Origin of the sequence: Aeromonas sp. FDAARGOS 1416 (assembly GCF_019048085.1) — a bacterium.
In the GTDB taxonomy this organism is placed as follows: Bacteria; Pseudomonadota; Gammaproteobacteria; order Enterobacterales; family Aeromonadaceae; genus Aeromonas; species Aeromonas veronii.
The window spans coordinates 2,143,001-2,167,232 of record NZ_CP077301.1 but is presented as its reverse complement, the minus strand read 5'-3'; the positions used below and the strand labels follow the sequence as shown (position 1 = coordinate 2,167,232).

At 58.0% G+C, this 24,232-nt stretch carries 22 protein-coding genes; 13 read left to right on the top strand and 9 right to left on the bottom strand.

Annotated features, from left to right (window positions below; genetic code table 11):
* Window positions 1–3 precede the first annotated feature (3 nt).
* Complete coding sequence (locus I6L46_RS09530; RefSeq protein ID WP_005337681.1) at window positions 4–744, top strand: YebC/PmpR family DNA-binding transcriptional regulator; 741 nt, start codon at window positions 4–6, stop codon at window positions 742–744.
* Window positions 745–1,268: 524 nt separating this feature from the next.
* Here I6L46_RS09530 and adhE read toward each other — a convergent pair.
* Entirely contained in the window at window positions 1,269–3,935 is a 2,667-nt protein-coding gene (gene adhE, locus I6L46_RS09525; RefSeq protein ID WP_019446648.1) for a bifunctional acetaldehyde-CoA/alcohol dehydrogenase, read from the bottom strand.
* An 840-nt stretch (window positions 3,936–4,775) separates the two neighbouring features.
* Between adhE and I6L46_RS09520 the strand changes: the two genes are divergently transcribed.
* The 7 genes from I6L46_RS09520 (at window position 4,776) to I6L46_RS09490 (ending at window position 12,533) form a co-directional block, all read left to right on the top strand.
* Window positions 4,776–5,411 (top strand): YchE family NAAT transporter, encoded by a 636-nt coding sequence (locus tag I6L46_RS09520; RefSeq protein WP_005337678.1) that lies wholly within the window; start codon window positions 4,776–4,778, stop codon window positions 5,409–5,411.
* Window positions 5,412–5,690: 279 nt separating this feature from the next.
* A complete protein-coding gene (locus tag I6L46_RS09515; RefSeq protein WP_216977958.1) occupies window positions 5,691–7,310 on the top strand; it encodes an ABC transporter substrate-binding protein in 1,620 nt (539 codons plus the stop codon).
* Between the two features lie 98 nt (window positions 7,311–7,408).
* A complete protein-coding gene (gene oppB / locus I6L46_RS09510) occupies window positions 7,409–8,329 on the top strand; it encodes an oligopeptide ABC transporter permease OppB (protein ID WP_005337672.1) in 921 nt (306 codons plus the stop codon).
* 14 nt (window positions 8,330–8,343) lie between these two features.
* Entirely contained in the window at window positions 8,344–9,255 is a 912-nt protein-coding gene (gene oppC / locus I6L46_RS09505; RefSeq protein ID WP_019446650.1) for an oligopeptide ABC transporter permease OppC, read from the top strand.
* Window positions 9,256–9,309: 54 nt separating this feature from the next.
* On the top strand, window positions 9,310–10,290 hold the full coding sequence (locus I6L46_RS09500; RefSeq protein ID WP_005337668.1) for an ABC transporter ATP-binding protein: 981 nt from the start codon (window positions 9,310–9,312) through the stop codon (window positions 10,288–10,290).
* Window positions 10,291–11,286, top strand: a complete 996-nt coding sequence (gene oppF / locus I6L46_RS09495; protein ID WP_005337666.1) for a murein tripeptide/oligopeptide ABC transporter ATP binding protein OppF — start codon at window positions 10,291–10,293, stop codon at window positions 11,284–11,286. It begins immediately after the preceding gene.
* Between the two features lie 302 nt (window positions 11,287–11,588).
* Window positions 11,589–12,533 carry a TerC family protein gene (locus I6L46_RS09490; RefSeq protein ID WP_005337664.1) on the top strand — a complete coding sequence of 315 codons (945 nt, stop codon included), beginning with the start codon at window positions 11,589–11,591 and terminating at the stop codon, window positions 12,531–12,533.
* Window positions 12,534–12,598: 65 nt separating this feature from the next.
* Here I6L46_RS09490 and alr read toward each other — a convergent pair whose 3' ends face one another.
* Entirely contained in the window at window positions 12,599–13,825 is a 1,227-nt protein-coding gene (gene alr, locus I6L46_RS09485; protein WP_216977957.1) for an alanine racemase, read from the bottom strand.
* 173 nt (window positions 13,826–13,998) lie between these two features.
* Here alr and I6L46_RS09480 point away from each other — a divergent pair, with 173 nt between their 5' ends.
* Window positions 13,999–14,448 carry an isoprenylcysteine carboxylmethyltransferase family protein gene (locus I6L46_RS09480; protein ID WP_005361602.1) on the top strand — a complete coding sequence of 150 codons (450 nt, stop codon included), beginning with the start codon at window positions 13,999–14,001 and terminating at the stop codon, window positions 14,446–14,448.
* A 129-nt stretch (window positions 14,449–14,577) separates the two neighbouring features.
* Here the strand turns inward: I6L46_RS09480 and tapW are convergent, their stop codons facing one another.
* The gene (gene tapW, locus I6L46_RS09475) at window positions 14,578–15,717 is read right to left on the bottom strand and encodes a type IVa pilus ATPase TapW (protein WP_005361600.1); all 1,140 of its coding nucleotides are present in this window, start codon (window positions 15,715–15,717) and stop codon (window positions 14,578–14,580) included.
* Between the two features lie 57 nt (window positions 15,718–15,774).
* Window positions 15,775–16,131: a DMT family protein gene (locus I6L46_RS09470; protein WP_005337656.1), complete on the bottom strand. Its 357-nt coding sequence runs from the start codon at window positions 16,129–16,131 to the stop codon at window positions 15,775–15,777.
* A 112-nt stretch (window positions 16,132–16,243) separates the two neighbouring features.
* On the opposite strand from I6L46_RS09470, the gene I6L46_RS09465 reads away from it, so the two are divergent.
* The 3 genes from I6L46_RS09465 (at window position 16,244) to I6L46_RS09455 (ending at window position 18,943) form a co-directional block, all read left to right on the top strand.
* Window positions 16,244–16,975 carry an ABC transporter substrate-binding protein gene (locus I6L46_RS09465; protein WP_216977956.1) on the top strand — a complete coding sequence of 244 codons (732 nt, stop codon included), beginning with the start codon at window positions 16,244–16,246 and terminating at the stop codon, window positions 16,973–16,975.
* A 97-nt stretch (window positions 16,976–17,072) separates the two neighbouring features.
* Complete coding sequence (gene btuC, locus I6L46_RS09460) at window positions 17,073–18,080, top strand: vitamin B12 ABC transporter permease BtuC (RefSeq protein WP_216977955.1); 1,008 nt, start codon at window positions 17,073–17,075, stop codon at window positions 18,078–18,080.
* Between the two features lie 65 nt (window positions 18,081–18,145).
* Window positions 18,146–18,943 (top strand): ATP-binding cassette domain-containing protein, encoded by a 798-nt coding sequence (locus tag I6L46_RS09455; RefSeq protein WP_216978037.1) that lies wholly within the window; start codon window positions 18,146–18,148, stop codon window positions 18,941–18,943.
* 22 nt (window positions 18,944–18,965) lie between these two features.
* Here I6L46_RS09455 and aac(6') read toward each other — a convergent pair whose 3' ends face one another.
* Together aac(6') and I6L46_RS09445 are read right to left on the bottom strand one after the other, a co-directional pair.
* The gene (gene aac(6') / locus I6L46_RS09450) at window positions 18,966–19,424 is read right to left on the bottom strand and encodes an aminoglycoside 6'-N-acetyltransferase (RefSeq protein WP_216977954.1); all 459 of its coding nucleotides are present in this window, start codon (window positions 19,422–19,424) and stop codon (window positions 18,966–18,968) included.
* A 6-nt stretch (window positions 19,425–19,430) separates the two neighbouring features.
* Window positions 19,431–20,495 carry a 3-deoxy-7-phosphoheptulonate synthase gene (locus I6L46_RS09445; RefSeq protein WP_213386391.1) on the bottom strand — a complete coding sequence of 355 codons (1,065 nt, stop codon included), beginning with the start codon at window positions 20,493–20,495 and terminating at the stop codon, window positions 19,431–19,433.
* A 144-nt stretch (window positions 20,496–20,639) separates the two neighbouring features.
* Here I6L46_RS09445 and I6L46_RS09440 point away from each other — a divergent pair, with 144 nt between their 5' ends.
* Window positions 20,640–21,020: a diacylglycerol kinase gene (locus I6L46_RS09440; protein ID WP_005337641.1), complete on the top strand. Its 381-nt coding sequence runs from the start codon at window positions 20,640–20,642 to the stop codon at window positions 21,018–21,020.
* A gap of 81 nt (window positions 21,021–21,101) precedes the next feature.
* Here the strand turns inward: I6L46_RS09440 and serA are convergent, their stop codons facing one another.
* The 3 genes from serA to I6L46_RS09425 all read right to left on the bottom strand — a co-directional run bounded on the left by serA (window position 21,102) and on the right by I6L46_RS09425 (window position 24,071).
* A complete protein-coding gene (gene serA, locus I6L46_RS09435; RefSeq protein WP_005337639.1) occupies window positions 21,102–22,334 on the bottom strand; it encodes a phosphoglycerate dehydrogenase in 1,233 nt (410 codons plus the stop codon).
* Between the two features lie 325 nt (window positions 22,335–22,659).
* Complete coding sequence (gene rpiA / locus I6L46_RS09430) at window positions 22,660–23,313, bottom strand: ribose-5-phosphate isomerase RpiA (RefSeq protein ID WP_042083875.1); 654 nt, start codon at window positions 23,311–23,313, stop codon at window positions 22,660–22,662.
* A gap of 161 nt (window positions 23,314–23,474) precedes the next feature.
* Window positions 23,475–24,071 carry a 5-formyltetrahydrofolate cyclo-ligase gene (locus tag I6L46_RS09425; RefSeq protein ID WP_042083872.1) on the bottom strand — a complete coding sequence of 199 codons (597 nt, stop codon included), beginning with the start codon at window positions 24,069–24,071 and terminating at the stop codon, window positions 23,475–23,477.
* Window positions 24,072–24,232: the final 161 nt, after the last annotated feature.

Below are 24,232 nucleotides of genomic sequence, written 5' to 3'. Positions count from 1 at the left end.
TCTATGGCAGGTCACAGTAAATGGGCCAACATCAAACACCGCAAGGCCGCTCAGGACGCCAAGCGTGGCAAGATCTTCACCAAACTGATCCGCGAAATCACTACCTCCGCGCGTCTGGGTGATGCCGATCCCGCCAACAACCCGCGTCTGCGTGCTGCGGTGACTGCCGCCCTGACCAACAACATGACCCGCGACACCATCAACCGTGCCATTCAGCGTGGCGCCGGTGGTGGCGATGGCGAACAGCTCGAGACCATCGTGTACGAAGGTTACGGCCCGGCTGGCTCTGCCGTGATGGTAGAGTGCCTGACCGACAATCGTAACCGTACCGTAGCCGAAGTGCGCCACGCCTTCAGCAAGTGCGGTGGCAACCTGGGTACAGACGGCTCCGTCGCCTATCTGTTTAGCAAGAAAGGTCTGCTGACCTTCGTGGGCGTAGACGAAGATGCCCTGATGGATGCCGCGCTGGAAGCGGGCGCCGATGACGTGGTCACCGAAGAGGATGGCACCATCGAGGTGTACACCACCCCGAACGACTTCGGTACCGTGCTGGACGGTCTGGAAGCTGCCGGCTTCAAGGCCCAGAGCGCCGAAGTGACCATGATCCCCTCCACCGAAGCGGAGCTGGATGCAGAAACTGCACCCAAGCTGATGCGTCTGATCGACATGCTGGAAGATCTGGACGACGTGCAAGAGGTGTATCACAACGGCTCCATCTCCGATGAAGTCGCTGCGACCCTCTGATCGCTGAATCGTGCTCTCCCGATGGCAGCCTGATGGCTGCCATTTTTTTATCTTTGTATCGTGGCAACTGCTGATGCGTCGGTTGCGCAACTGGTGCTGCAACTCTCTTCACTGACAGTCTTTCCCGCTTTCTCTGCGAATTATCATTGCTCTGTCTCTGCCAGTCGGTTGGCCCTGCACGTATGCCAGTCGCAGTTCTGCTGCATTGCGTTAGCGAGGCTCCGCTTATCCTGTTTATCACACCTTTAGCTCTTGAGATGGCGTTGACTGCTCACATCTGCCCGTCAGGGTAATTCGTTGCGGGTAGGGGAGAGGAGGTGATGGAGCGTGCTCTTGTTATCACAGGGGCCCATCAATACAGAGTCACAGGTTGGGATGTCGATAACGGATTGGTTGGGGCGAGTTGGTTGGTTGGGAAGTTAGGGGCTGCACTACCGCAATCGGCTGGAGAGAGGAGCTCTGTGATAAGTGACAGATAAAAAAAGCCCGCGCAGTGCGCGGGCTTGTTATCTCAGGACTGGTTATCAGGCCTTGGATTTCTTCTTGCCTTCAACCTTGGCTTCAACCGGGGCAGCAGTTACCGGAGCGGCTTCGGTGAACGGACGACCGTAGTAGGAGTCCAGCAGAACCTGCTTCAGCTCGCTGATCAGCGGGTAGCGCGGGTTGGCGCCGGTGCACTGGTCATCGAAAGCTTCGATAGCCAGCTGGTCAACCTTGGCCAGGAAGTCAGCTTCAGTCACGCCAGCTTCGCGGATAGAGGCCGGGATACCCAAGGTAGCCTTCAGCTCGTCCAGCCAGGTCAGCAGCTTCTCGATCTTGGCGGCGGTGCGGTCACCGGCAGCAGTCAGACCCAGGTGGTCAGCGACTTCGGCGTAACGACGACGAGCCTGCGGACGGTCGTACTGGGAGAACGCAGTCTGCTTGGTCGGGTTGTCGTTCGCGTTGTAGCGGATGACGTTGCTGATCAGCAGGGCGTTAGCCAGACCGTGCGGAATGTGGAACTCGGCACCCAGTTTGTGAGCCATGGAGTGGCACACACCCAGGAAGGCGTTGGCGAACGCGATACCGGCGATGGTGGCAGCATTGTGCACCTTCTCACGAGCGATCGGGTCGTTGGCACCGTTCTGGTAGCTAGATGGCAGGTACTCTTTCAGCATTTTCAGGGCTTGCAGCGCCTGACCGTCGGAGTACTCGTTAGCCAGTACGGAAACATAGGCTTCCATGGCGTGAGTCACGGCATCGATACCACCGAAGGCACACAGGGACTTCGGCATGCCCATGACCAGGTTGGCATCAACGATGGCCATGTTCGGGGTCAGCTCGTAGTCAGCCAGCGGATACTTCTGACCAGACACTTCATCGGTTACTACCGCAAACGGAGTGACTTCAGAGCCGGTACCGGAAGTGGTGGTGATACAGACCAGTTCGGCCTTCACGCCCATTTTCGGGAACTTGTAGATACGCTTGCGGATGTCCATGAAGCGCATGGCCAGATCTTCGAACGCAGTGTTCGGGTGCTCGTACATCACCCACATGATCTTGGCCGCATCCATCGGTGAACCACCGCCCAGCGCCAGGATAACGTCCGGTTTGAAGGAGTTGGCCATCTCGGCACCCTTGCGAACCACAGCCAGGGTCGGGTCAGCTTCTACTTCGTAGAACACTTCCACTTCCATATTCTGTGCTTTCAGCAGGCTGACCAGTTCATCGGCGTAGCCGTTGTTGAACAGGAAGCGGTCAGTTACGACCATGGCACGCTTTTTACCTTCCAGGTCGCTCAGAGCGATCGGCAGGGAACCACGACGGAAGTAGATGGATTTCGGAAGTTTGTGCCACAGCATGTTTTCTGCCCGTTTTGCGACTGTCTTCTTGTTGATCAGGTGCTTCGGACCCACGTTTTCGGAGATGGAGTTACCGCTCCAGGAGCCGCAACCCAGGGTCAGGGACGGTGCCATTGCGAAGTTGTACAGGTCACCGATACCGCCTTGGGTAGACGGAGTGTTGATCAGGATACGCGCGGTCTTCATCTTGTCGCCGAAGTACTTGATGCGGTCAGCGTTGCGGTCCTGGTCGGTGTACAGACCTGAGGTGTGGCCGATACCACCGATGTTGACCATGTCACAGGCCATATCAACGGCGTTTTCGAAGCTGCTTGCACGGAACATACCGAGCAGCGGGGACAATTTCTCGTGAGCGAACTCGTCTTCTGCACACAGCTTGACGCCTTCACCGATCAGGATCTTGGTATCAGCCGGTACAGTCACGCCTGCCATCTCGGCAATCTTGGTGGCTGGCTGGCCAACGATGTTGGCGTTCAGGGCACCGTTGATCAGGATGACTTTACGTACCTTGTCAGCATCTTCTTTGGAGAGCACGTGGCCCTTGTGGGATGCAAAACGCTCTTTAACCTGGTCGTAGATGGCATCAACAACGATGACTGCCTGCTCGGAGGCACAGACCACGCCGTTATCGAAAGTCTTGGACATCAGGATGGAGGCAACGGCACGCTTCACGTCGGCGGTTTCGTCGATAACGATAGGTACGTTACCGGCACCCACACCGATAGCAGGCTTACCGGAGGAGTAGGCTGCTTTCACCATGCCCGGGCCACCGGTGGCCAGGATCAGGTTGATGTCTTCGTGCTTCATCAGGGCGTTGGAGAGCTCAACAGACGGTTGGTCGATCCAGCCGATGATGTCTTTCGGCGCACCAGCGGCAACAGCTGCATCCAGTACCAGCTTGGCAGCGGTATTGGTGGAGTTCTTGGCACGGGGGTGCGGGGAGAAGATGATGGCGTTGCGTGTCTTGAGCGCGATCATGGATTTGAAGATCGCAGTGGAGGTCGGGTTGGTGGTCGGAACGATACCACAAATGATACCTACCGGCTCGGCGATGGTGATGGTACCCATCTGATCATCTTCGCTCAGAATGCCGCAGGTCTTCTCGTCTTTGTACTTGTTGTAGATGTATTCGGAGGCGAAGTGGTTCTTGATAACCTTGTCTTCGATGATACCCATACCGGATTCTTCCACGGCCATCTGGGCCAGGGGGATACGGGCGTTGTTGGCGGCCAGGGCGGCGGCACGGAAGATCTTGTCTACCTGCTCTTGAGAGAAGCTGGCGAATTCACGCTGGGCTTCCTTAACGCGGGCGACCAGTGCATCCAGTTCAGCCAAATTGGTTACTGCCATGTTTATCTCCTGATTATTTGAAAACTGTTTAGTAAGACGTTGGCAATGCCCGGCAATTATAGTCGCCCTGTCAAGACGGTATCGTTGCAACAGCTTTTTCACATGCCTTACTAAATCGCTTTCTGAGTCGATTATAGAGCGGGGCTGACTCAGAAAAACTTGATCTGGATCATGTGTAACAAAAGAACAAAAGAAATTTTATTTCACAATCCTTGTTTGACTGATGTTATCGGAATGTGCATCAAAGGGAAAGGCGAGAGACTTGTTAACGCAGGGTAATAAACCACATTTATCAAGTGGTTAATTGCAATCGAACATAGGATTGCAGAGCTATTTTGGCGGTATAGGTTAGCAAATATGAGTGAATTGGTTTCAAAATCACCGACAAACGCACTTTATTCCAGCGTTTGTTGCAAAAATGATTGTTGTTTTAATCCATGACTAATCCGCTTTATTCCCCGAGGGGGCCATTTCTGCCCCCTTTCCCGGTTTTTGCATTGTGGCTCTCTTGCCGAGTCAATGACGTGATGTCTGGCCTGAAATAGTGGGAAGGCAAAGCCTGGATCCTCTCGAGTCGCTTGATCATTCGGTCTGTCATCGTCGGACTCTCTGGTCATGATTAAGCAGGCTTGCGCTCACTTTTCTGGCGCGTGTCGGGCGGTAGAAAGGGTTTTTGGCATCGGTTTATGCCAGTTAGCGCTGATGCATTAGATGAACTAACTAAAAAACCCTCAAAATGGTGAGATTATTTGATTGGTGCCCGCTCTGGCTATGATGTAAATTTACGCACGAAATTAATGGACTGGCCCGCTGGGCCCGAAACTCTATTGGAAGGCGCCTATGGCAGCAATTGACGTCTCGTTGTATTTGAAGTTTTTTGTCGGTTTGTTCGCAATTATCAACCCGCTTGGTTTGTTGCCGGTGTTTGTCAGCCTGACCAGCCACCATACCCAGGCCGAGCGGATGAAAACCAATACCACCGCCAATATCGCGGTGATGGTGATCCTGCTGGTCTCCATGTATATGGGGCAGCTGATCCTCGATGGGTTTGGCATCTCGCTGGCATCGTTCCGGATCGCCGGTGGGTCGCTGATTACCCTGATTGCCTGGTCGATGCTGCAGGGCAAGCTGGGCGAGGTGAAGCATAACAAACAGGAAAAGGGCGAACTGGCGGTGCGCGAATCTATCGCCGTGGTACCGCTGGCGCTGCCGCTTATGGCGGGTCCCGGTGCCATCTCCTCGGTGATTGTCTATGCCAGCCAGAGCCACTGGCAGCAGCTACTCGGCATGTCAGTGGTTGTCGTGGTCTTCTCCTTTTGCTCCTGGCTCATCTTCCGCGCCGCGCCGCTGCTGTTCAAGATCATGGGCAACACCGGCATCAACGTGGTGACCCGTATCATGGGTCTTATCATGATGTCGCTGGGTATCGAGATCATGGTGGCCGGCATCAAGGGGGTTTTCCCCAGCCTGATGTGAGCCAGCTCCGCTTTATGAAAGCCGGTCCTCGTGACCGGCTTTTTATTGGTTGCTTTTTGCCCGGTCTTTTCTAGAATCGGTCGTTTGTGTGAAAAATGAGCGCTTTGCTGGTGTTTTAATACTGAAAAAGCGCATGACGGCTGATTTTTTGACCAGAAAATGACGATTACCCTGACAATATCTGTTGCATTATCGGAATTGGCAGGGAATTATGCTGGGAGCGGGTTTTAACCCCGTCACTTTAAAAAACGCATGGAATGTTCTTGTTGGAGTAGGGAAATGACTCATAAAAAAACAATGATTAACACATTGCTGGTGGCTGCACTGTTTGGTGGCGTCAATGTGGCTCAGGCTGCCGATGTCCCGGCGGGAACCAAGCTGGCTGAAGTCCAGCAACTGGTAAAAGGCAACGGCTCCGAGCCTGCGACCCTTGACCCGCACAAGACCGAAGGAACGGTCGAATCCAATATCCTGCGCGACCTGTTCGAAGGTCTCGTTGCTTCCGGCCCGAAAGGGGAAATTCTCCCGGCAGTGGCTGAATCCTGGGAAACCAAGGATAACAAGCACTACGTCTTCCATCTGCGCAAAGATGCCAAGTGGTCCAACGGTGACCCGGTCACTGCCCACGATTTCGTCTTTGCTTTCCAGCGTGCCGTTGATCCGAAAACTGCCTCTCCTTACTCCTGGTATCTGGAGATCCCGACCATTGCCAATGCCTCCGAGATCATCGCAGGTAAAAAGCCGGCTGATACGCTGGGCGTGAAGGCGACCGACGACTACACCTTCGAAGTGCAGCTCGAGAAAGCGATCCCTTACTTCGTCAGCATGCTCTCCCATACCACCACCTATCCGGTACCGAAGAAGGTGATCGAGAAGTTCGGTGACAAGTGGACCCAGCCGGAAAATATGGTATCCAACGGTGCCTATACCCTGAAGAACTGGGTGGTGAACGAGCGCGTCGAAGTGGAGCGCAACAAGCACTACTGGAACGATGGCAAGACCGTTATCAACAAGGTGGTCTATCTGCCCATCCAGTCTACCAACGCCGACCTGAGCCGCTATCTGGCGGGCGAAGTGGACATCACCTATCAGATGCCCATCGAGCGCTTCAAGCAGATGAAGAAAGAGAAGCCGGACGAGCTGAAAGTGACCGGTTATGTTGGTACTTACTACTACCAGTACAACGTCAAGAAGAAGCCGTTTGACGATGTGCGTGTCCGTACTGCGCTCTCCTATGCCATCGATCGCAACGTGATCGCCGACAAGGTGATGGGTCAGGGTCAGACGCCGGGTTACACCCTGGTGCCGGACTTCGTCGATGGCTTCAAGCCGGTAGCGCCCGAGTGGTCGAAGATGACCCAGGCCGAGCGTGATTCCAAGGCCAAAGCGCTGCTGCAAGAGGCCGGTTTCGATGCCAGCAAGCCGCTGAAGTTCGAGCTGCTCTACAACACCGATGACAACCACAAGAAAGTGGCTGTGGCCGTGGCCTCCATGTGGAAGAAGCTGGGCGTGCAGGTGAGCCTGGTCAACCAGGAGTGGAAAACTTACCTGGAAACCAAGAAACAGGGTCAGTTTGACGTAGGTCGTGCCGGCTGGATCGCCGACTACAACGAAGCCTCCTCCATGCTGGATCTGATGCAGACCACCCACGGTAACAACGACGGCAAGTACTCCAATCCGGAGTTCGACAAGCTGATGGATTCATCCCGTGATCAGGTCGATGTGGCTGCCCGTAACAAGCTCTACGTCCAGGCTGAAGAGATCCTGGCCAAAGACATGCCGATCGCCCCCATCTACCAGTACGTGACTGCCCGTATGGTCAAACCCTATGTAGGCGGCTACCCGGCCAACCCGCTGGATAACCTCTACAGCAAAGATATGTACATCATTGCTCACTGATTTAAAGCAACAAGTCGCATAACAAGCAGGGCCCGCCAGACGGCGGGCCTTTATTACAACCGCGACCATTTGGAAGCAGTACAGGACAGGAAATGTCTATGTTGAAATTCATTTTTAAACGGCTATTGGAAGCGATCCCGACTCTGCTGGTCTTGATCACCGTCTCTTTCTTCATGATGCGTTTCGCCCCCGGTAACCCCTTTACCAGCGAGCGTTCACTGCCCCCCGAAGTCATCGCCAACATCGAGGCCAAATACGGGCTCGACAAACCCATTGGCATGCAATATCTCACCTACCTGGGCAACCTAGTGCAGGGTGATTTGGGCCCCTCTTTCAAATACAAGGATTTCACCGTCAATGATCTGGTGAGCCAGGCGCTGCCTGTTTCCGCCAAGATCGGGACCACGGCCTTCTTCTTCGCCGTGCTGCTGGGGGTCACCTTCGGCACCATAGCGGCACTGAAACAGAACACCATCATCGACTATCTGCTGATGTCGTCGGCCATGGCCGGGGTGGTGATCCCGGGCTTTGTGCTGGCGCCCTTGCTGGTGCTGTTTTTCAGTATTCATCTGGGTTGGTTCCCTGCCGGTGGCTGGCAGGGTGGTGGCATCCAGTTTATGGTGCTGCCGGTGTTTGGCATGATGATGTACTACATCTCTGCCATCTCGCGGATCATGCGGGGCAGCATGATCGAGACCATGAACTCCAACTTCATCCGTACCGCCCGTGCCAAGGGCTTGCCGCTGCGACACATCATCCTGAAACACGCGCTGCGTCCGGCTATGTTGCCGGTGGTCTCCTATCTGGGCCCGGCCTTTGTCGGCATCATCACAGGTTCCGTGGTGATCGAGACCATCTTCGGCCTGCCGGGGATCGGTCAGCTGTTCGTCAACGGTGCCCTTAACCGTGATTACTCCATGGTGCTCGGTCTGACCATTCTGGTCGGCGCCCTCACCATCACCTTTAACGCTGTGGTCGATATTCTCTACGCCTTTATCGATCCCAAGATCCGTTACTAATTCGGGAGTTCATCATGGTTGTTTCAACTGAAAAACGCGACGCCATCGAGGCGTTCGCGCAAAAAGTGGAAGTGGTGGAGGGGCGCTCCCTGTGGAAGGATGCCCGTCGCCGTTTCCTGCGCAACAAGGCGGCCCTGACCAGCCTGATCATTCTGACCATCATCGGTCTGGCGGTCATCTTTGGTCCCCATCTGTCCCAATACACCTTTGACGATCCGGACTGGGGTGCCATGCAGTCGCCGCCCGATATGGAAGCGGGTCACTACTTCGGAACCGACAGTCTGGGGCGAGATCTGTTCGTGCGCACCCTGCTGGGCGGTCGCATCTCCCTGATGGTCGGCATCATGGGTGCCATGGTGGCGGTCATCATCGGTACTTTGTATGGCGCGGCCTCCGGCTTTATCGGTGGTCGGGTCGACAGCCTGATGATGCGGGTACTGGAGATCCTCAACGCTTTCCCCTTCATGTTCTTTGTCATCATGCTGGTCACCTTCTTTGGCCGCAATCTGGCACTCATCTTTATCGCCATCGGGGCGGTGAGCTGGCTCGACATGGCGCGGATCGTGCGCGGCCAGACTCTCAGCCTCAAGAGCAAGGAGTTTATCGAGGCAGCCCACGTCTGTGGCGTCTCCAAGTGGAAGATCATCACCCGTCACATCGTACCGAATGTACTCGGTATCGTGGCCGTTTACGCCACCTTGCTGGTGCCGGGCATGATCATGTTTGAATCCTTCCTGAGTTTCCTGGGCCTTGGGGTTCAGGAACCGATGACCAGCTGGGGTGCCCTGCTGGATGAAGGCTCCAAGTCGATGGAAGTGGCCATCTGGCAACTGCTGTTCCCCGCCTGCTTTATGGTGGTGACCCTGTTTTGCTTCAACTTCCTCGGGGATGGTCTGCGTGACGCCCTCGATCCGAAAGATCGTTAATCGAGCATCGGGTCGACAGGAAAGCATCACGAAAGATCGATAAGGAGTTTTTATATGAAGTTACTGGATGTGAAAGATCTGCGGGTCGAGTTCAAGACCCCGGACGGCAATGTGGTGGCGGTCAACGACCTCAACTTTTCTCTCTCTGCGGGTGAAACCCTGGGGATCGTCGGCGAGTCCGGCTCTGGCAAATCCCAGACGGCCTTTGCCATCATGGGGCTGCTGGCCAAAAACGGCATTATTACGGGCTCCGCCAAGTTTCAGGGGGAGGAGATCCTCAACCTGCCGGAGTCCAAGCTCAACAAGATCCGCTCCGAGAAGATCGCCATGATCTTCCAGGACCCCATGACCTCGCTCAACCCCTACATGAAGGTGCAGGATCAGCTGATGGAAGTGCTGATGTTGCATAAGGGCGTCAGCAAGGCGGAAGCGTTCGAAGAGTCGGTACGGATGCTCGATGCGGTGAAAATTCCCGAAGCACGCAAGCGGATGGGGATGTATCCCCACGAGTTCTCCGGCGGTATGCGTCAGCGGGTGATGATCGCCATGGCGCTGCTCTGCCGGCCGCAACTGCTGATCGCCGACGAACCGACTACCGCACTCGACGTGACCGTACAGGCCCAGATCATGACTCTGATGAACGAGCTCAAGCGCGAGTTCAACACTGCCATCATCATGATCACCCATGACCTTGGCGTGGTCGCCGGTATCTGCAACAAGGTGCTGGTGATGTATGCCGGTCGTACCATGGAGTACGGCAAGGTAGACGATATCTTCTATCGCCCGAGCCACCCCTACACCGAAGGCCTGCTGCGCGCCATTCCTCGTCTCGATACCGAAGGGGAAGTGCTGCCCACCATCCCGGGCAATCCGCCCAACCTGCTGCGTCTGCCGACCGGCTGCCCCTTCCAGGAGCGTTGCCACCGGGTCAGCGAGATTTGCGGCCAGCAGTCACCGATCCTGACCCCGTTCAACGACGGTCGGGAGCGTGCTTGCCACTGGGTTTCGGATGCCATGAACAAGGGGGCCAACTAAATGGGTGCCGACAAAAAATTGCTGTTGGAAGTGTCTGACCTCAAGGTCCACTTCAGTATCAAGAGTGGCAAGGCGTGGCCCTGGGCCAAACCGTCCGACCTCAAGGCGGTCGATGGGGTGACCTTGCGTCTCTATGAGGGTGAAACCCTCGGTGTGGTGGGGGAGTCCGGCTGCGGCAAATCGACCTTTGCCCGCGCCATCATCGGTCTGGTACCGGCCACCGATGGCAAGGTGGTGTGGCTGGGTGACGATCTTACCAAGCTCGATCAGAATGCCCTGCGCGAGAAGCGCAAAGAGATCCAGATGATCTTCCAGGACCCGCTGGCTTCTCTGAACCCGCGCATGACCATCGGCGACATCATTGCCGAGCCGCTCATCACCTTCTATCCCAACCTGCCGCGGGAAGAGGTGAAGGAGAAGGTGCGCGCCATGATGAGCAAGGTGGGGCTCTTGCCCAACCTGGTCAACCGCTACCCGCACGAGTTTTCTGGCGGCCAGTGCCAGCGGATCGGTATCGCCCGGGCGCTGATCCTCGAGCCCAAGATGATCATCTGCGACGAGCCGGTGTCGGCGCTTGACGTATCCATTCAGGCGCAGGTGGTCAACTTACTCAAATCCCTGCAAAAGGAGATGGGGCTGTCGCTTATCTTCATCGCCCACGATCTGTCGGTGGTCAAGCACATCTCCGACCGGGTACTGGTGATGTATCTGGGCAACGCCGTCGAGCTGGGGACTCGCAAGGAGATCTTCGCCAACCCGTTGCACCCCTACACCAAGGCGCTGATGTCAGCGGTGCCGATCCCGGACCCTGAGCTGGAGCGCAACAAGGTGATCCAGATCCTGGAGGGGGACTTGCCCTCACCGATGAACCCGCCGTCCGGTTGCGTGTTCCGCACCCGCTGCCCGGTGGCTGGCCCCGAGTGCGCCAAGACCCGCCCCGTGCTGGAGGGGAACTTCGATCACGCGGTCTCCTGCCTCAAGGTCGACCCGCTCTGATGGGGATGTGTTGAACCTGTTTGCGGGGCTCCTTGATGGGGCCCCGATTTATTTCTGGCGGTAGTGAAGATGCCTCTTGGCGTTATCTTTTACCGCTGCTACTATCCGCGCAACAAGGGGAGTAACTTCTCGCCGGTTTGTCGTCATTACGGTGCACCCATTTCCTGCAGTGCACCCGGCAGCCGGGCAGTCGATGCAAATCAGCTGTAAGTGAGACCTTGCCGAGAGGCAAGGTGTATCTGCTCCAAACGCAAACCCATGCCTCTCGGTCGTGGGTTTTGTCGTTTTTGGGAGAAGTGAACATGGGTGAATGGTGGATGTGGACCGGTTTCTTCAGCATAGTGCTGGTCCTGTTATGGATAGACATACGCTTTGTCGGTGGCGGCAAGTCACACAAGGTGTCCCTCAAAGAGGCGGGCGTCTGGTCCCTCATCTGGGTCAGCGTGGCCCTGCTCTTCAACCTGGCCATCTGGCTCTGGCTCGATCACAGCGCGGGCCGTGAGATTGCCAACCAGAAAGGGCTGGAGTTCCTCACCGGCTACCTCATCGAGAAAGCGCTGGCAGTGGACAACGTCTTCGTCTGGCTGATGCTGTTCGGCTACTTTGCCATTCCAGCCGAGCTGCAGCGCCGGGTGCTGCTGTACGGGGTACTGGGTGCCATCGTGATGCGTGCCGGTATGGTGTTCGCGGGCAGCTGGCTCATCGAGCAGTTCCACTGGATCCTCTATCTGTTCGGCGCTTTCCTGCTGCTGACCGGTGCCAAGATGTTGTGGGCGGCCGACAAGGAGCCGGACTTGGCCAACAATCCGCTGCTGGGCTGGATGCGCCGTCGCTTCAAGGTGACCGAGACCCTGGAAGGGGAGAAGTTTTTCGTCTGGCGTGACGGTGTGCGCTATGCCACCCCGCTGCTGCTCATTCTGGTTCTGGTGGAGGTGAGCGACCTTATCTTCGCGGTGGACAGTATCCCGGCCATCTTCGCGGTGACCACGGATCCCTTCATCGTGCTGACCTCCAACATCTTCGCCATCATGGGTTTGCGTGCCATGTACTTCCTGCTGGCGGGTGTGGCTGATCGCTTCGCCCTGCTCAAATACGGTCTGGCGCTGATCCTGATGTTTATCGGGGTCAAGATGCTGCTGCTGGATATCTTCAAGATCCCGACCGGCATAGCACTGGGCGTAGTCGCGTTGATCCTGCTGGCATCCATGGGGCTGAGTCTGTTTGTGACCCGTAAAAAGGCCGCTTGAGCGCGGCAGACAATTAAGCAATAACAACAAGGGCTCCCGCGGGAGCCCTTTTTCATATCGCGTGATCAGCGTTTGATCTTCTTGGGGTTGGTGTAGCCCCAGATGGTGTACATGTCCGCCAGCAGGGCGCCGTTGTACTCCTCCAGATCCGCCTGTTTCACTTCGGCTTCACCCTGATGGCCAAACAGCACCACCTCGTCGCCGGGTTTCACCCCTTTCAGGTCAGTCACATCCACCATGATGGTGTTCATGGAGGTCTTGCCGACCACCGGCACCTTCTGACCCTGGATCAGCACATAGGCTTTGTTGCTGAGCGCACGGCGATAACCATCGGAGTAGCCCAGCGGCAGGTTGGCGAGCCAGGAGTCACGCTTGAGAGTAAAGGTGCGGTCATAACCGACGGTGTTACCCGCTGCATAGTGGTTGACCGAGGCGACCTGGGTCTTGAATGCCATCACCCGCTTGTATTCGGTGTGGGAGGGGATGGAGTCACCGTAGAGCAGGCCGCCCGGGCGCACCATGTCGAAGTAGGCGTCCGGCACGGCCAGAGTGGCGAAGGAGTTGGCGGCGTGGATGGTGATCTTGCTGCGATCCAGCTTGCCCGCTTCCAGCAGCCACTGGGAGTCCAGTTTGAACTGGGCCAGCCCCATCTTGACGTCCTCTTTCTCCTCAACCGGGAAGTGGGTCATGATGCCGACCGGGGTGATCCCCTTTAGCTTGAGCATGGCCAGCGCATCCTGCTTGGCATCGGCCAGACGCAGATCGATGCCGTTGCGGCTCATGCCGGCGGAGTTGAGTGCAATATGCACCGGAATGGTGGTGTGGTGGCGCTGGGCGATATCGGCGATACCCTGGGCACTCACCAGACTGCCGATCAGCTCCTCCATCTTGTAGGGCAGGGCCTGCTCTACTTCATCCGGGGTGGCAGCACGCACCCGCATCAGACGGCCGGTAAAGCCCTTCTCGCGGGCGACGCGCGCCTCTTCGTTGCTGGCGATGCCGATGCAGGGGATATTGGCCTTGACCACGGAGGGAACCAGCAGGTCGATGCCATGACCATAAGCGTCGGCCTTCATGATGGCGCAGATCTGCGGGCCTTTGTCGCCGAGGCGATCCTTGAGGGTCTGGATATTGTGTTCAAAGGCGCCCAGATCCACTTCCAACCAGGCGTTGCTGGCGGTTTGCTCCTGGCCGTTGCGATGATCCGTCGCAAGGGGCAGATAGGGAGCCGCAACGGCTTGGCCCGCGAGCAGGCCGAAGATCAGGGTAGCCAGCAGAGTTTTCTTGTGCATGGTGATTCCTTTTTGTTGTTCGCGTTGGATAGTTTGGACGGGGTCGGCCACATTGGTGGTGGTTTAACCACAACTTGTTGTTATTATTATGATCTTTGTCACTCTCAACAGGCGCTGACTGGTTGGGAGTCTACCGCAACACGGGTTCGGCCGACACTCGTCAGGGGAAGAAAATGGTCAATCTTGAGTTACGTTTGCCACCACCGCTGATCTTCCTGCTCTGTGCCGGGGCCATGTGGTGGCTAAGAGGGGAGAGTCAGCCCGGCATCTGGGCAATGGCGCTGATGGCTGTGCTGGTCGTGGCGGGGGCCATCATGGGATTTGGTGCCCTGCAACGGTTTCGTCACCACCAGACCACGGTCAGCCCCACCAAACCTCAGCACACCAGTCGTCTGGTAACCTGCGGCGTTTATCGTGTCAGTCGCAATCCCATGTATCTGGGACTGCTCTGCTGGCTGGCCGCCTGGGGCTGTTATCTCGGTGGAAGTTGGGTCTGGGTTGGGCCAATCGTGCTGGTGGCCTGGCTGACTCGCTTTCAGATCATGCCGGAGGAGCGGCTGCTGCGCGCCCGTTTCGGCGACGAGTATGTGGCGTATTGCCAGCGCGTTCGCCGTTGGTGCTGACTGGCTATGATCTGCGTGATCTGCGTGATCTGCGTGATCTGCGTGATCTGCGTGAGCTGAGGGATAAGTCGGGTCAGCTGTGCGGGATAAAGAGAACCCCGGGCGGGCTCGGGGTTCTCGAGGGGCTAGTTAGAAAAAATCGCCCTTCTCGTCCTTGGTGGGTTCGAGGCTCCAGCCGGTGGCATCGCTGCTGCTGGCGATCTGCCCCTTCTCCTTCCACAGCTTGATCTTGAGGCGCAGGTTGTTGGCCGAGTCGGCGTTTTTCACCGCCTCTTCTTCCTCAATTACCCCTTCCACCACCAGATCAAACAGGGCGCTGTCGAAGGTGACCATGCCGAGGGCCTTGGATTTTTCCATCACCTCTTTGAGGCCGCCAAATTCACCGCGCTTGATCATGTCGCGGATGGTGTGGGTGCCGAGCATGATCTCCACCGCGGCCCGGCGGCCACCATCGGTGGTTTTCACCAATCGCTGGGAGACAAAGGCCTTGAGGTTGTTGCCCAGATCGTTGAGCAGCTGCGGGCGGCGCTCCTCGGGGAAGAAGTTGATAATGCGATCCAGCGCCTGGTTGGCGTTGTTGGCGTGCAGGGTGGAGATGGCAAGGTGGCCGGTTTCGGAGAAGGCCAGCGCATGTTCCATGGTCTCGCGATCGCGGATCTCACCGATAAGAATGACGTCCGGCGCCTGACGCAGGGTGTTTTTCAGGGCTGCGTGGAAGCTGCGGGTATCCACGCCAACCTCCCGCTGGTTGATGATGCTCTTGCGGTGGCGATGAACGAACTCCACCGGATCTTCGATGGTGATGATGTGGCCGCCGCTGTTGCGGTTGCGATGGTCGATAAGCGCCGCCAGCGAAGTGGATTTACCCGAGCCGGTACCGCCGACAAACAGTACCAGACCGCGTTTCTCCATGATGGTGTCGAGCAGCACAGGCGGGAGTTTGAGATCTTCAAAGCGGGGGATGTCGGTCTTGATGTTGCGGGCCACCAGAGAGACTTCGTTGCGCTGCTTGAAGATGTTGACCCGAAAGCGGCCGATCTGGGGCAGGGAGATGGCGAGGTTCATCTCCAGATCCTTCTCGAACTGCTGCTTCTGCTCGCCATCCATGATCTCGGCGGCGATCCGCGCCACTTCACCCGGTTCCAGCGGCGTTTCGTTGAGGGGGCGCAGGCCGCCGTTAAACTTGGCGCAGGGGGGCGCGCCGGTCGACAGATAGAGGTCTGAGCCATCCTGCTTGGCCAGGATCTGTAACATGTCTCGCAATTCCATTTTTTGCCTCGTCGATCAATGAGATGCCATGAGCGGGATGATATTGAGTGTACAGTCTCAGGCGCCGGTCAGTTTCTCGCGAAAGACAAAAAAGACCGCACCGAGAATGCAGAGCCCTGCCCAGAGATAGTCCCATTTCAGATCTTCCTTGAGATAGAAGATAGAGAAGGGGACGAATACGGTGAGTGTGATCACTTCTTGCAGGATTTTAAGTTGGCCCACGCTCATCACCGTATGGCCGATGCGGTTGGCGGGCACTTGCAGCAGGTATTCGAACAGGGCGATACCCCAGCTCACCAAGGCGGCAATGATCCAGGGTTTATGGTTCATGCTCTTGAGGTGAGCGTACCAGGCGAAGGTCATAAAGACGTTGCTGCAGAGCAGCAGACCGATACTGGTGAAAATCGGGTTCATAGGGTTCTCCTTGAAAATCCGGCGCATTTTATCCCTGAACCACGGGTTTTCATACGTGGTGCGGGAGGGTATTTTTAACCAACAGGATAAGCCGTGCGAGGTATGCGACGGGATGGGCAAGTTATGCGGGATTGTGTTGTTACTGTTATTTGCCATGCCGGTGCGAGCGACCCCGACGCTGACGGTAGCCACCGATCTGTGGCCGCCATTTCGCATCCTGCAAGCGGATGGCCGGTTGCAGGGGCTCGACATGGACATCCTGCGCCGGTTGCAACAGGCGAGCGGCATTGAGTTGCAGGTACGGCGGATGCCGTGGGGCAGGGCGCTCAAGCAGATGCAGACCGGTCAGGTCGATCTGATGATTGGCCTCGCCTATACCGCCGAGCGGGCGCAGTTCATCGACTATCTGCAGCCTGCCTACTATCAGTGCTGGCCCGCGTTTTATGGTCAGCCGGTCAATGTGGCCCGGATCCACCAATACCGTGATCTGCAGGGGGCGAAGGTGGGCTATGTGCTCAACTCCGCCTACTTTGAGCCCTTCAACAGTGACAGCCGCCTCGACAAGCACGGAGTACCCACCGAAGATCAGCTGCTGCGCATGGTGCAGCGCGGTCACCTGCCGCTGATGATTGGCACCGACTGTCAGGTGGACTATGCCCTGAGTCAGGGAAATGCCAGCCGGATAGGCAAGGCGGACTACCGCCCCGCCACGCCGGTGACCCTCTATCTGGGGATGAGCAAGCACTCACCTCACCAGTCGCTGCGCCAGCCCTTGCTGGTGGCGCTGCAAAATCTGGTGGCCAGCGGCGAGATAAGGGTGATGGCCAAGCGTTACCAGCCTTGACCTTGGGTGGCAAGCCACTGTTATCATGCCCTTTTCCTGCTTCTCCCCCGGCGCTGCGACAGGGCCGGGGGGAAGCCTTGATATTCGGGGATCCTCCTTGTACCTCTCCCTTATCGCCCGCCAGCAGCGCTGGCAGCGGCGCTGGCTCTGTGGCCTGACGCTGCTGACCTTACTGCTGTTTCTCTTCTCCCTCGTCTGGGGCGAGTTTGTGCTGCTACCCTGGCAGCCCCTTGGCGATCTCGAACAGCGCATCCTGCTGGAGCTGCGCCTGCCCCGCGCCTTGCTGACCCTCTTGGCTGGCGCCGCGCTTGCTTGTGGCGGCGCCGTGTTGCAGGTGATGCTGCACAACCCGGTGGCCGAACCCGGGCTGCTCGGCGTCTCGAGCGGGGCGGGCCTTGCCGCCATGGTGGCGATGGCGGTGGCCAAATCCCTCGGCCTCTATCTGCCCGGCTGGGGGCTGTCGCTGGCGGCCTTCGGTGGCGCCCTGCTGGTGACCATGCTGCTCATTCGGCTGGCTCGCCGGGCGCGTCTCGGCCATGCCCGCTTGCTATTGTTTGGCGTCGCCATCGGCATTCTCACCAATGCCGCCATGACCTGGTTGATGTACTTTGCCGATGATGGCTCCTTGCGTGAATTCATGTTCTGGATGATGGGGAGCCTCTCTTACGGCAGCCAGCAGTTCGGCTGGTGGTGGCTGGTGCTGCCGCTCACCCTGTGCTGGCTCTGCTGGCAGGGCAAGGCGCTGCAACAGTTGTTGTTGGGGGAGACCCAGGCCCGCCTGATGGGGATGGATGTAGACAAGATGCGGGTGCGGCTGGTGCTGGCGGTCTGTCTGCTGACCGGTGTGGCGGTGTCGTTGTGTGGTGTCATCGGTTTTGTCGGGTTGGTGGTGCCCCATCTGCTGCGGCTCTGCGGTGGCAGCGATCAGCGCTTTCTGCTGCCTGCCTCGGCGCTTGGCGGCGGGGCCCTGCTGCTGGCGGCCGATCTGGTTGCTCGATCCACCCTGAGCGCGGGGGAGTTGCCTATCGGCGTCATCACCGCCTCGGTGGGGGCGCCGCTCTTTATCTACCTGCTATTGAGGCAAACTGCCGATGGTGCTGCATAAATATCTGCATGATTTGGTCGGGGCGCGCAGTCTCCTTATTTACCCGTTGTGGAGGCAAGATGCCGATGTCACCCGCTGATCCCATGCCGGTTTCTTCTCGTGCTACTGTGCCGCTGCTGGAGGCGCGCGCACTCGCCATTGCCGGACGGCTCTCTCCCCTAGATATCCGCTGGCATGGCGGCCAGTTGGTGGCGCTGCTTGGCCCCAATGGCAGTGGCAAGTCGACCCTGCTCGGGGCGCTGGCGGGGATTTTACCCGCCGATGGCACAGTGCTGCTGGGGGGGGAAGTGCTTACTGACATGAGTTGGCCCGAGCTTGCCAAACGGCGCGCCATGCTGCCCCAGCGTCAGCCCCAGCTGTTTCATATTCCGGTGTTTCAGGTGTTGAGCCTGGGGCTCGATGAGATGGTTGCACCCGCCAGACAGAATGAGGCGATAAATGCACTGTGCGAGGCATTGGAACTGGAAGCCTTGTTGGCTCGTGACTTCAGCCGGTTGTCGGGGGGCGAGCAGCAGCGGGTGCTGATTGCCCGCACCCTGCTGCAGGTGTGGCCGAGCCTCAATCCGACCGGCAAGGTGCTGCTGCTGGATGAACCGCTGGCGGGGCTCGATCTGCATCATCAGTTGGCGCTGTTGCGGTTGCTGAAAACCCTGGCCGGGCAGGGCTTGCTGGTGGTGCTCGCCATCCACGATATCAATCTGGCCATCGACTGGGCCGACCGCATTCTCTGCCTGCAAGGGGGCGCGGTGGTGCGCGAAGGGGGTGTCGAGCTGGTGGATGAGGCGCTGCTGGCGCAGGTGTTTCAGATCCGCACCGACCGCATCGAAGCGGCAGGGCGGGTGTGGTTTATGCCCAGTTTGTGAGAAACAAGAAAGGCCCTTGGCGTCAGCCGAGGGCCTTTTTGAAGAATACGACTCGCTCCGTTTCGGCAAAGCCGAGTTGTTGGTGCATCTGCTGCGAGTCAAGATTGTCGATGGCGGCATCGGAGGCCAGTTCCCGGCAACCCAGCTCGCGGCCCCACTGCGCCACCTGAGCGATCAAGGCTTGGGCCACCCCACGCTGGCGCGAGGCCGGTTGCACATAGACCCCTGCCAGATACATCACAGGGCTGCTGTTGCAGCCATTCACGTAATCGTGGCGCAGGGCTGCATCGGCAAAGCCTACCGCCTGACTCTGTTCATCCAGCGCCAGAAAGGCGTTGAGATGTGCATTGGCCAACATCTCAACCCCTTCCTGCAGGTGGGCCGAAAGTGCGTGGTGCGGCCACAGCTGCTGGCGCAGGGTTGCCCACTGCGCCAGCAGCGTCTCGTCGAGGGGGACTATCTGCCAGCCGATATTCGTCATCGGGGCTCAGGCTTGCCGCTTGGCAAGGCGTACCAGTGCAGCCTCTGCCAGCATCGCCAGCAGGGTTTCGGTGTCGCTCCATGACAGGCAGGCATCAGTGATGCTCTGGCCAAAGGTGGCGGCGCAGCCGTTCTCCACATCCTGACGCCCTTCCACCAGGAAGCTTTCGGCCATGATGCCGGCGATGCCGGTGCGGCCACGTCGCAGCTGATCGCAGATATCTTGCGCGACCAGCAGCTGACGGCGGTGATCCTTCATGCTGTTGCCGTGGCTGAAATCGACCACCAGACGCTCCGGCAGGCCCACATCGGCCAGCGCTTCACAGGCTTCATCGACACTGGCTGTGTCGTAGTTGGGTCGGTGGCCACCACGCAGGATCACATGACCAAAGGGGTTACCGGCGGTGCGGTAGATGGTCATCTTGCCGTCTTTGTCCGGCGAATAGAAGATGTGGCTGTGACGGGCGGCGCGCACCGCATCGATGGCGATGCGGGTATTGCCGTCGGTGCCGTTCTTGAAGCCAACCGGGCAGGATAGGGCCGAAGCCATCTCGCGGTGTACCTGGGATTCGGTGGTACGAGCACCGATAGCGCCCCAGGTGATGAGGTCGGCAATATACTGGCCGGTCACCATATCGAGGAATTCGGTGGCGGTGGGCATGCCGAGCTCATTGATATCGACCAGCAGCTTGCGTGCCAGTTTCAGCCCTTCGTTGACGTCGAAGCTGCCATCGAGGCGCGGATCGTTGATCAGCCCTTTCCAGCCGACGATGGTGCGCGGCTTCTCGAAGTAGGTGCGCATCACGATGCAGAGGCTCTCTTTATACTGCTCGCGCAGGGCGTTGAGGCGCTGGGCATACTCGCGAGCAGCAGCGGGATCATGGATAGAGCAGGGGCCGACAATGACCAGCAGGCGCTGATCGTCTCCGGCCAGAATGGCTTCCACTTCGCGACGGGCATCCAGCAGATTCTGGGCAATGGTATCGGTGATCGGAAACGCGTGTGCAAGCTCGCTCGGAGTGATCAGTGACTCCAGGCGACGGGTGCGCAATTCATCTGTGTGAATGGACATACAACTCAAGTCTCGAGTGGGTGGTGTCAGCCGCAAGGGGCGAAAAAGCAAAGAGATAAAATAAAGCAAAAGTCCCCTGATTGAAACCTTGGGGGGCTCTGATAGGATGTGAGGCCAAAATCGATTCCAAATGAGGTAGTTAGCGTGGCAAAGCCAGGGGCAACCGGGGTCACCCGCATCATCAACGCAACCGGTTACAGCATGAAGGGGCTCAAGTCAGCCTGGATTAACGAGGCGGCGTTTCGGCAGGAGCTGATGCTGATCCTGTTGCTGATGCCGCTGGCCTTCTGGCTGGGGGATTCTCTCAACCAGATCCTGCTGCTTATCGTCATCAGCTGGCTGGTGGTGATCGTCGAGATCCTCAACTCTGCCATTGAAGCTGTGGTAGACAGGGTTGGCTCCGAGCATCATGAGCTCTCCGGTCGCGCCAAGGATTTGGGCTCTGCCGCCGTCTTTATCGCGTTGGCCCTCAATGCCCTGGTGTGGGGCGCTCTGGTGGGCCGCAACCTGTTGGGGTGGTGGTAAGCCATCACGCTGCTTTGAGGTTCTGCTTCACACAAAAGCCCGTCATCACGACGGGCTTTTTGCTGCGCAGATAAGGGGCTATCAGTGGAGGATGCGGGCACGGATGGTGCCGTTGATCTCCTTGAGCTTGGCGAGCGCCTTCTCGCTGTGCTCGGTCTCCACGTCGATCACCACGTAACCGATATGGCTGCTGGTCTGCAGGTATTGACCGGCGATGTTGATCCCCTCTTCGGCGAAGATCTGGTTGATCTGGTTCATCACGCCCGGCTGGTTGCGGTGAATGTGCAGCAGGCGGCTGGAGCCCTTATGGCCCGGCAGCGACACTTCCGGGAAGTTGACGGCAGAGAGGGTGGAGCCGTTGTCGGAGTATTTGACCAGCTTGTTGGCCACTTCCAGCCCGATGTTCTCCTGCGCTTCATGGGTGGTGCCACCGATGTGCGGAGTCAGGATCACGTTCTCCAGCCCACGCAGCGGGCTTTGGAACTCCTCGTCATTGGACTTGGGCTCGACTGGGAAGACGTCGATGGCGGCGCCGGCGATATGGCCGCTCTTGATGACGTCAGCCAGCGCATCGATATCCACCACGGTACCGCGGGCGGCGTTGATGAAGATGGCGCCCGGTTTCATCATCCGCAGCTGCTCGGCACCGATCATGTTCTTGGTGGAGGCGGTCTCCGGCACGTGCAGGCTGATGACGTCAGACATATTGAGCAGCTCGACCATGCTCGGCACCTGAATGGCGTTGCCCAGCGAGAGCTTGTTCTCGATATCGTAGTAATAAACCTTCATGCCGATGCTCTCGGCGATGATGCCAAGCTGGGTACCGATGTGGCCGTAGCCGATGATGCCGAGCTTCTTGCCGCGGGCTTCCACCGAGCGATTGGCCAGTTTTTCCCACACGCCGCGATGGCACTTGGCGTTTTTCTCGGGGATGCCGCGCAGCAGCAGCAGGATCTCGCCCAGTACCAGCTCGGCGACCGAACGGGTGTTGGAGAAGGGGGCGTTGAAGACCGGAATGCCGCGGATCTGGGCCGCTTCCAGCTCTACCTGGTTGGTACCGATGCAGAAGCAGCCGATAGCGACCAGTTTGTTGGCGGCGTCGAGGACTTTCTCGGTGATCTGGGTGCGGGAGCGCAGCCCGATGAAATGGACGTCGCGGATCTGCTCGATCAGCTCCTCTTCGGAGAGCGAGGTCTTGAGATACTCCACACTGGTGTAACCTGCGGCACGAAAGGTCTCTACGGTGTTGGGGTGAACCCCCTCCAGCAGCAGAACCTTGATTTTATCCTTGTCCAACGAAAACTTGGCAGTCATGACGATCCCTCTGTATGTGCAAACGTAAGTGCAGATTTGGTGTGCGAAGAAAACCGTAAAGTAGCAAAAACGTTTGGGAGAGGGAATATTTGTGACGAAAGTCAAATTCTTTGAAGTTATCAACGAATGTTGTAAACATCCGTATGCAACTTGTTGAGGGATAAATAAAAACGGCGCCATCAGGCGCCGTCATTTATTCAGAATGCAATGTCTGGGTTAGTATCCCATCCCGGGGCTCAATCAACGCCATCGCTGTGTCAGGGTTGGCAAAATGGCGCTGGCGAGGGAGGGAGGATGCCGCTGCACTGTGCTGCCGGTGTCGGGATTACTGGGTAATCACGCCGTCCGGCGTACCGATCAGGACAACATCGGCGCCGCGCGCGGCGAACAGGCCGTTGGTGACCACACCAACAATGGCGTTCAGTCGTACTTCCAGCGCCTTGGCGTCGGTAATGGCCATGCCTTTCACATCCAGAATGTGGTTGCCGTTGTCGGTGACCACCCCTTCACGCCACACCGGGTTGCCACCCAGTTTGCGAATTTCGCGGGCCACGTATTCGCGGGCCATCGGGATCACTTCAACCGGCAGCGGGAACTTGCCCAGCACGTCGACGGTCTTGGTGTTGTCGATGATGCAGATGAACTTGTCAGCGACGGCGGCAACGATCTTCTCGCGGGTCAGGGCTGCGCCACCGCCCTTGATCATGTCGCGGGTTGCGTTGATCTCGTCGGCGCCATCCACATAGACGGAGAGGGCGTCGATCTCGTTGAGATCATATACGGTGATGCCGAAGCCCTTGAGGCGCTCGGTAGAGGCCACGGAGCTGGATACCGCCCCCTTGATCTCGTCCTTCATGGTCGCCAGCGCGTCGATAAAGTGGTTGACGGTAGAGCCGGTGCCCACCCCGACGATGGTGCCGGGAACCACATACTTGAGCGCAGCCCAACCGGCCGCCTTCTTCATTTCATCTTGAGTCATGATCGTTCCTTAAGAAAAAAGCGGGCGCATTATATCCAACCCGGTACCCCGTCGCGACCTTGTTGCTCACGTTCCTGGGCAAAAAGAGGAACTTTGTAAATCGTTTGCCTGTTTATTCTGCGTTTGCGCGCACAAAGCAGGGGCTGCCTGCCAAAAACAGCCTATTCAAAGCGCCAGCAGTGGCTCGGGGTGATGATCTGGGGCAGCGGCACATCCCACTCCTCTTGAGGGACCGTATCCACCTGCTGGCAGTCGTGGGCAATGCCGAGCGGCTTGGGGCCCAGCTTGTGCTCATGCCAGATGGCGAGAGTGCGATCGTAGTAGCCGCCTCCCATGCCAAGACGATTGCCCTGGGCATCGAAGGCGACCAGCGGGGTGCAGATAAGATCGAGCGTGCTGTGGGGCACCACCTGCAGGATATCCAGCTCCGGCTCTTCGATGCCGTAGCGGTTGCGTACCATGGGGCTGGTGGCGGTATAGCGCAAGAAGAGCAGGTGACCCGGGGTAAAAGGGTGGAGCACCGGCAGGTAGACCTCTTTGTGCTGGGCCCACAGCCAGTGGATGGTGGGCAGGGGGTTGATCTCCCCGTCATTGGCCAGATAGAGGGCAATGCGTTTGGCGGCGAGGATCTCGGGGTGTTGCTTGAACTGGGCCAGCAGCTGTTGGGCCGCCGCCTGCTGCTCGGCCGGACTCAGATTTTTGCGGCGTTGACGAACCAGTTGGCGCAGGGATTGACGTTCGGGTTGGGACTCATGCATGGGGAACCTCTGGTATAGCTGCGCATCGATGGTTTGAACGCGCTCTACCTTAGCACATTCACTCTTGACGTTAAGGGGGGCAGGGAAACCCCGTCCCGGACGGCTGATGCCCGGAACGGTGGGATAAATGCTGGCGGATCCGATAGTGAGTCAACAAGGGC

Coding starts and splice junctions, on each gene's coding strand:
- I6L46_RS09530 (WP_005337681.1), top strand. CDS start 4: ATGGCAGGTCACAGTAAATGGGCCAACATCAAACACCGCAAGGCCGCT.
- adhE (WP_019446648.1), bottom strand. CDS start 3,935: ATGGCAGTAACCAATTTGGCTGAACTGGATGCACTGGTCGCCCGCGTT.
- I6L46_RS09520 (WP_005337678.1), top strand. CDS start 4,776: ATGGCAGCAATTGACGTCTCGTTGTATTTGAAGTTTTTTGTCGGTTTG.
- I6L46_RS09515 (WP_216977958.1), top strand. CDS start 5,691: ATGACTCATAAAAAAACAATGATTAACACATTGCTGGTGGCTGCACTG.
- oppB (WP_005337672.1), top strand. CDS start 7,409: ATGTTGAAATTCATTTTTAAACGGCTATTGGAAGCGATCCCGACTCTG.
- oppC (WP_019446650.1), top strand. CDS start 8,344: ATGGTTGTTTCAACTGAAAAACGCGACGCCATCGAGGCGTTCGCGCAA.
- I6L46_RS09500 (WP_005337668.1), top strand. CDS start 9,310: ATGAAGTTACTGGATGTGAAAGATCTGCGGGTCGAGTTCAAGACCCCG.
- oppF (WP_005337666.1), top strand. CDS start 10,291: ATGGGTGCCGACAAAAAATTGCTGTTGGAAGTGTCTGACCTCAAGGTC.
- I6L46_RS09490 (WP_005337664.1), top strand. CDS start 11,589: ATGGGTGAATGGTGGATGTGGACCGGTTTCTTCAGCATAGTGCTGGTC.
- alr (WP_216977957.1), bottom strand. CDS start 13,825: ATGCACAAGAAAACTCTGCTGGCTACCCTGATCTTCGGCCTGCTCGCG.
- I6L46_RS09480 (WP_005361602.1), top strand. CDS start 13,999: ATGGTCAATCTTGAGTTACGTTTGCCACCACCGCTGATCTTCCTGCTC.
- tapW (WP_005361600.1), bottom strand. CDS start 15,717: ATGGAATTGCGAGACATGTTACAGATCCTGGCCAAGCAGGATGGCTCA.
- I6L46_RS09470 (WP_005337656.1), bottom strand. CDS start 16,131: ATGAACCCGATTTTCACCAGTATCGGTCTGCTGCTCTGCAGCAACGTC.
- I6L46_RS09465 (WP_216977956.1), top strand. CDS start 16,244: ATGGGCAAGTTATGCGGGATTGTGTTGTTACTGTTATTTGCCATGCCG.
- I6L46_RS09455 (WP_216978037.1), top strand. CDS start 18,146: ATGTCACCCGCTGATCCCATGCCGGTTTCTTCTCGTGCTACTGTGCCG.
- I6L46_RS09445 (WP_213386391.1), bottom strand. CDS start 20,495: ATGTCCATTCACACAGATGAATTGCGCACCCGTCGCCTGGAGTCACTG.
- serA (WP_005337639.1), bottom strand. CDS start 22,334: ATGACTGCCAAGTTTTCGTTGGACAAGGATAAAATCAAGGTTCTGCTG.
- rpiA (WP_042083875.1), bottom strand. CDS start 23,313: ATGACTCAAGATGAAATGAAGAAGGCGGCCGGTTGGGCTGCGCTCAAG.
- I6L46_RS09425 (WP_042083872.1), bottom strand. CDS start 24,071: ATGCATGAGTCCCAACCCGAACGTCAATCCCTGCGCCAACTGGTTCGT.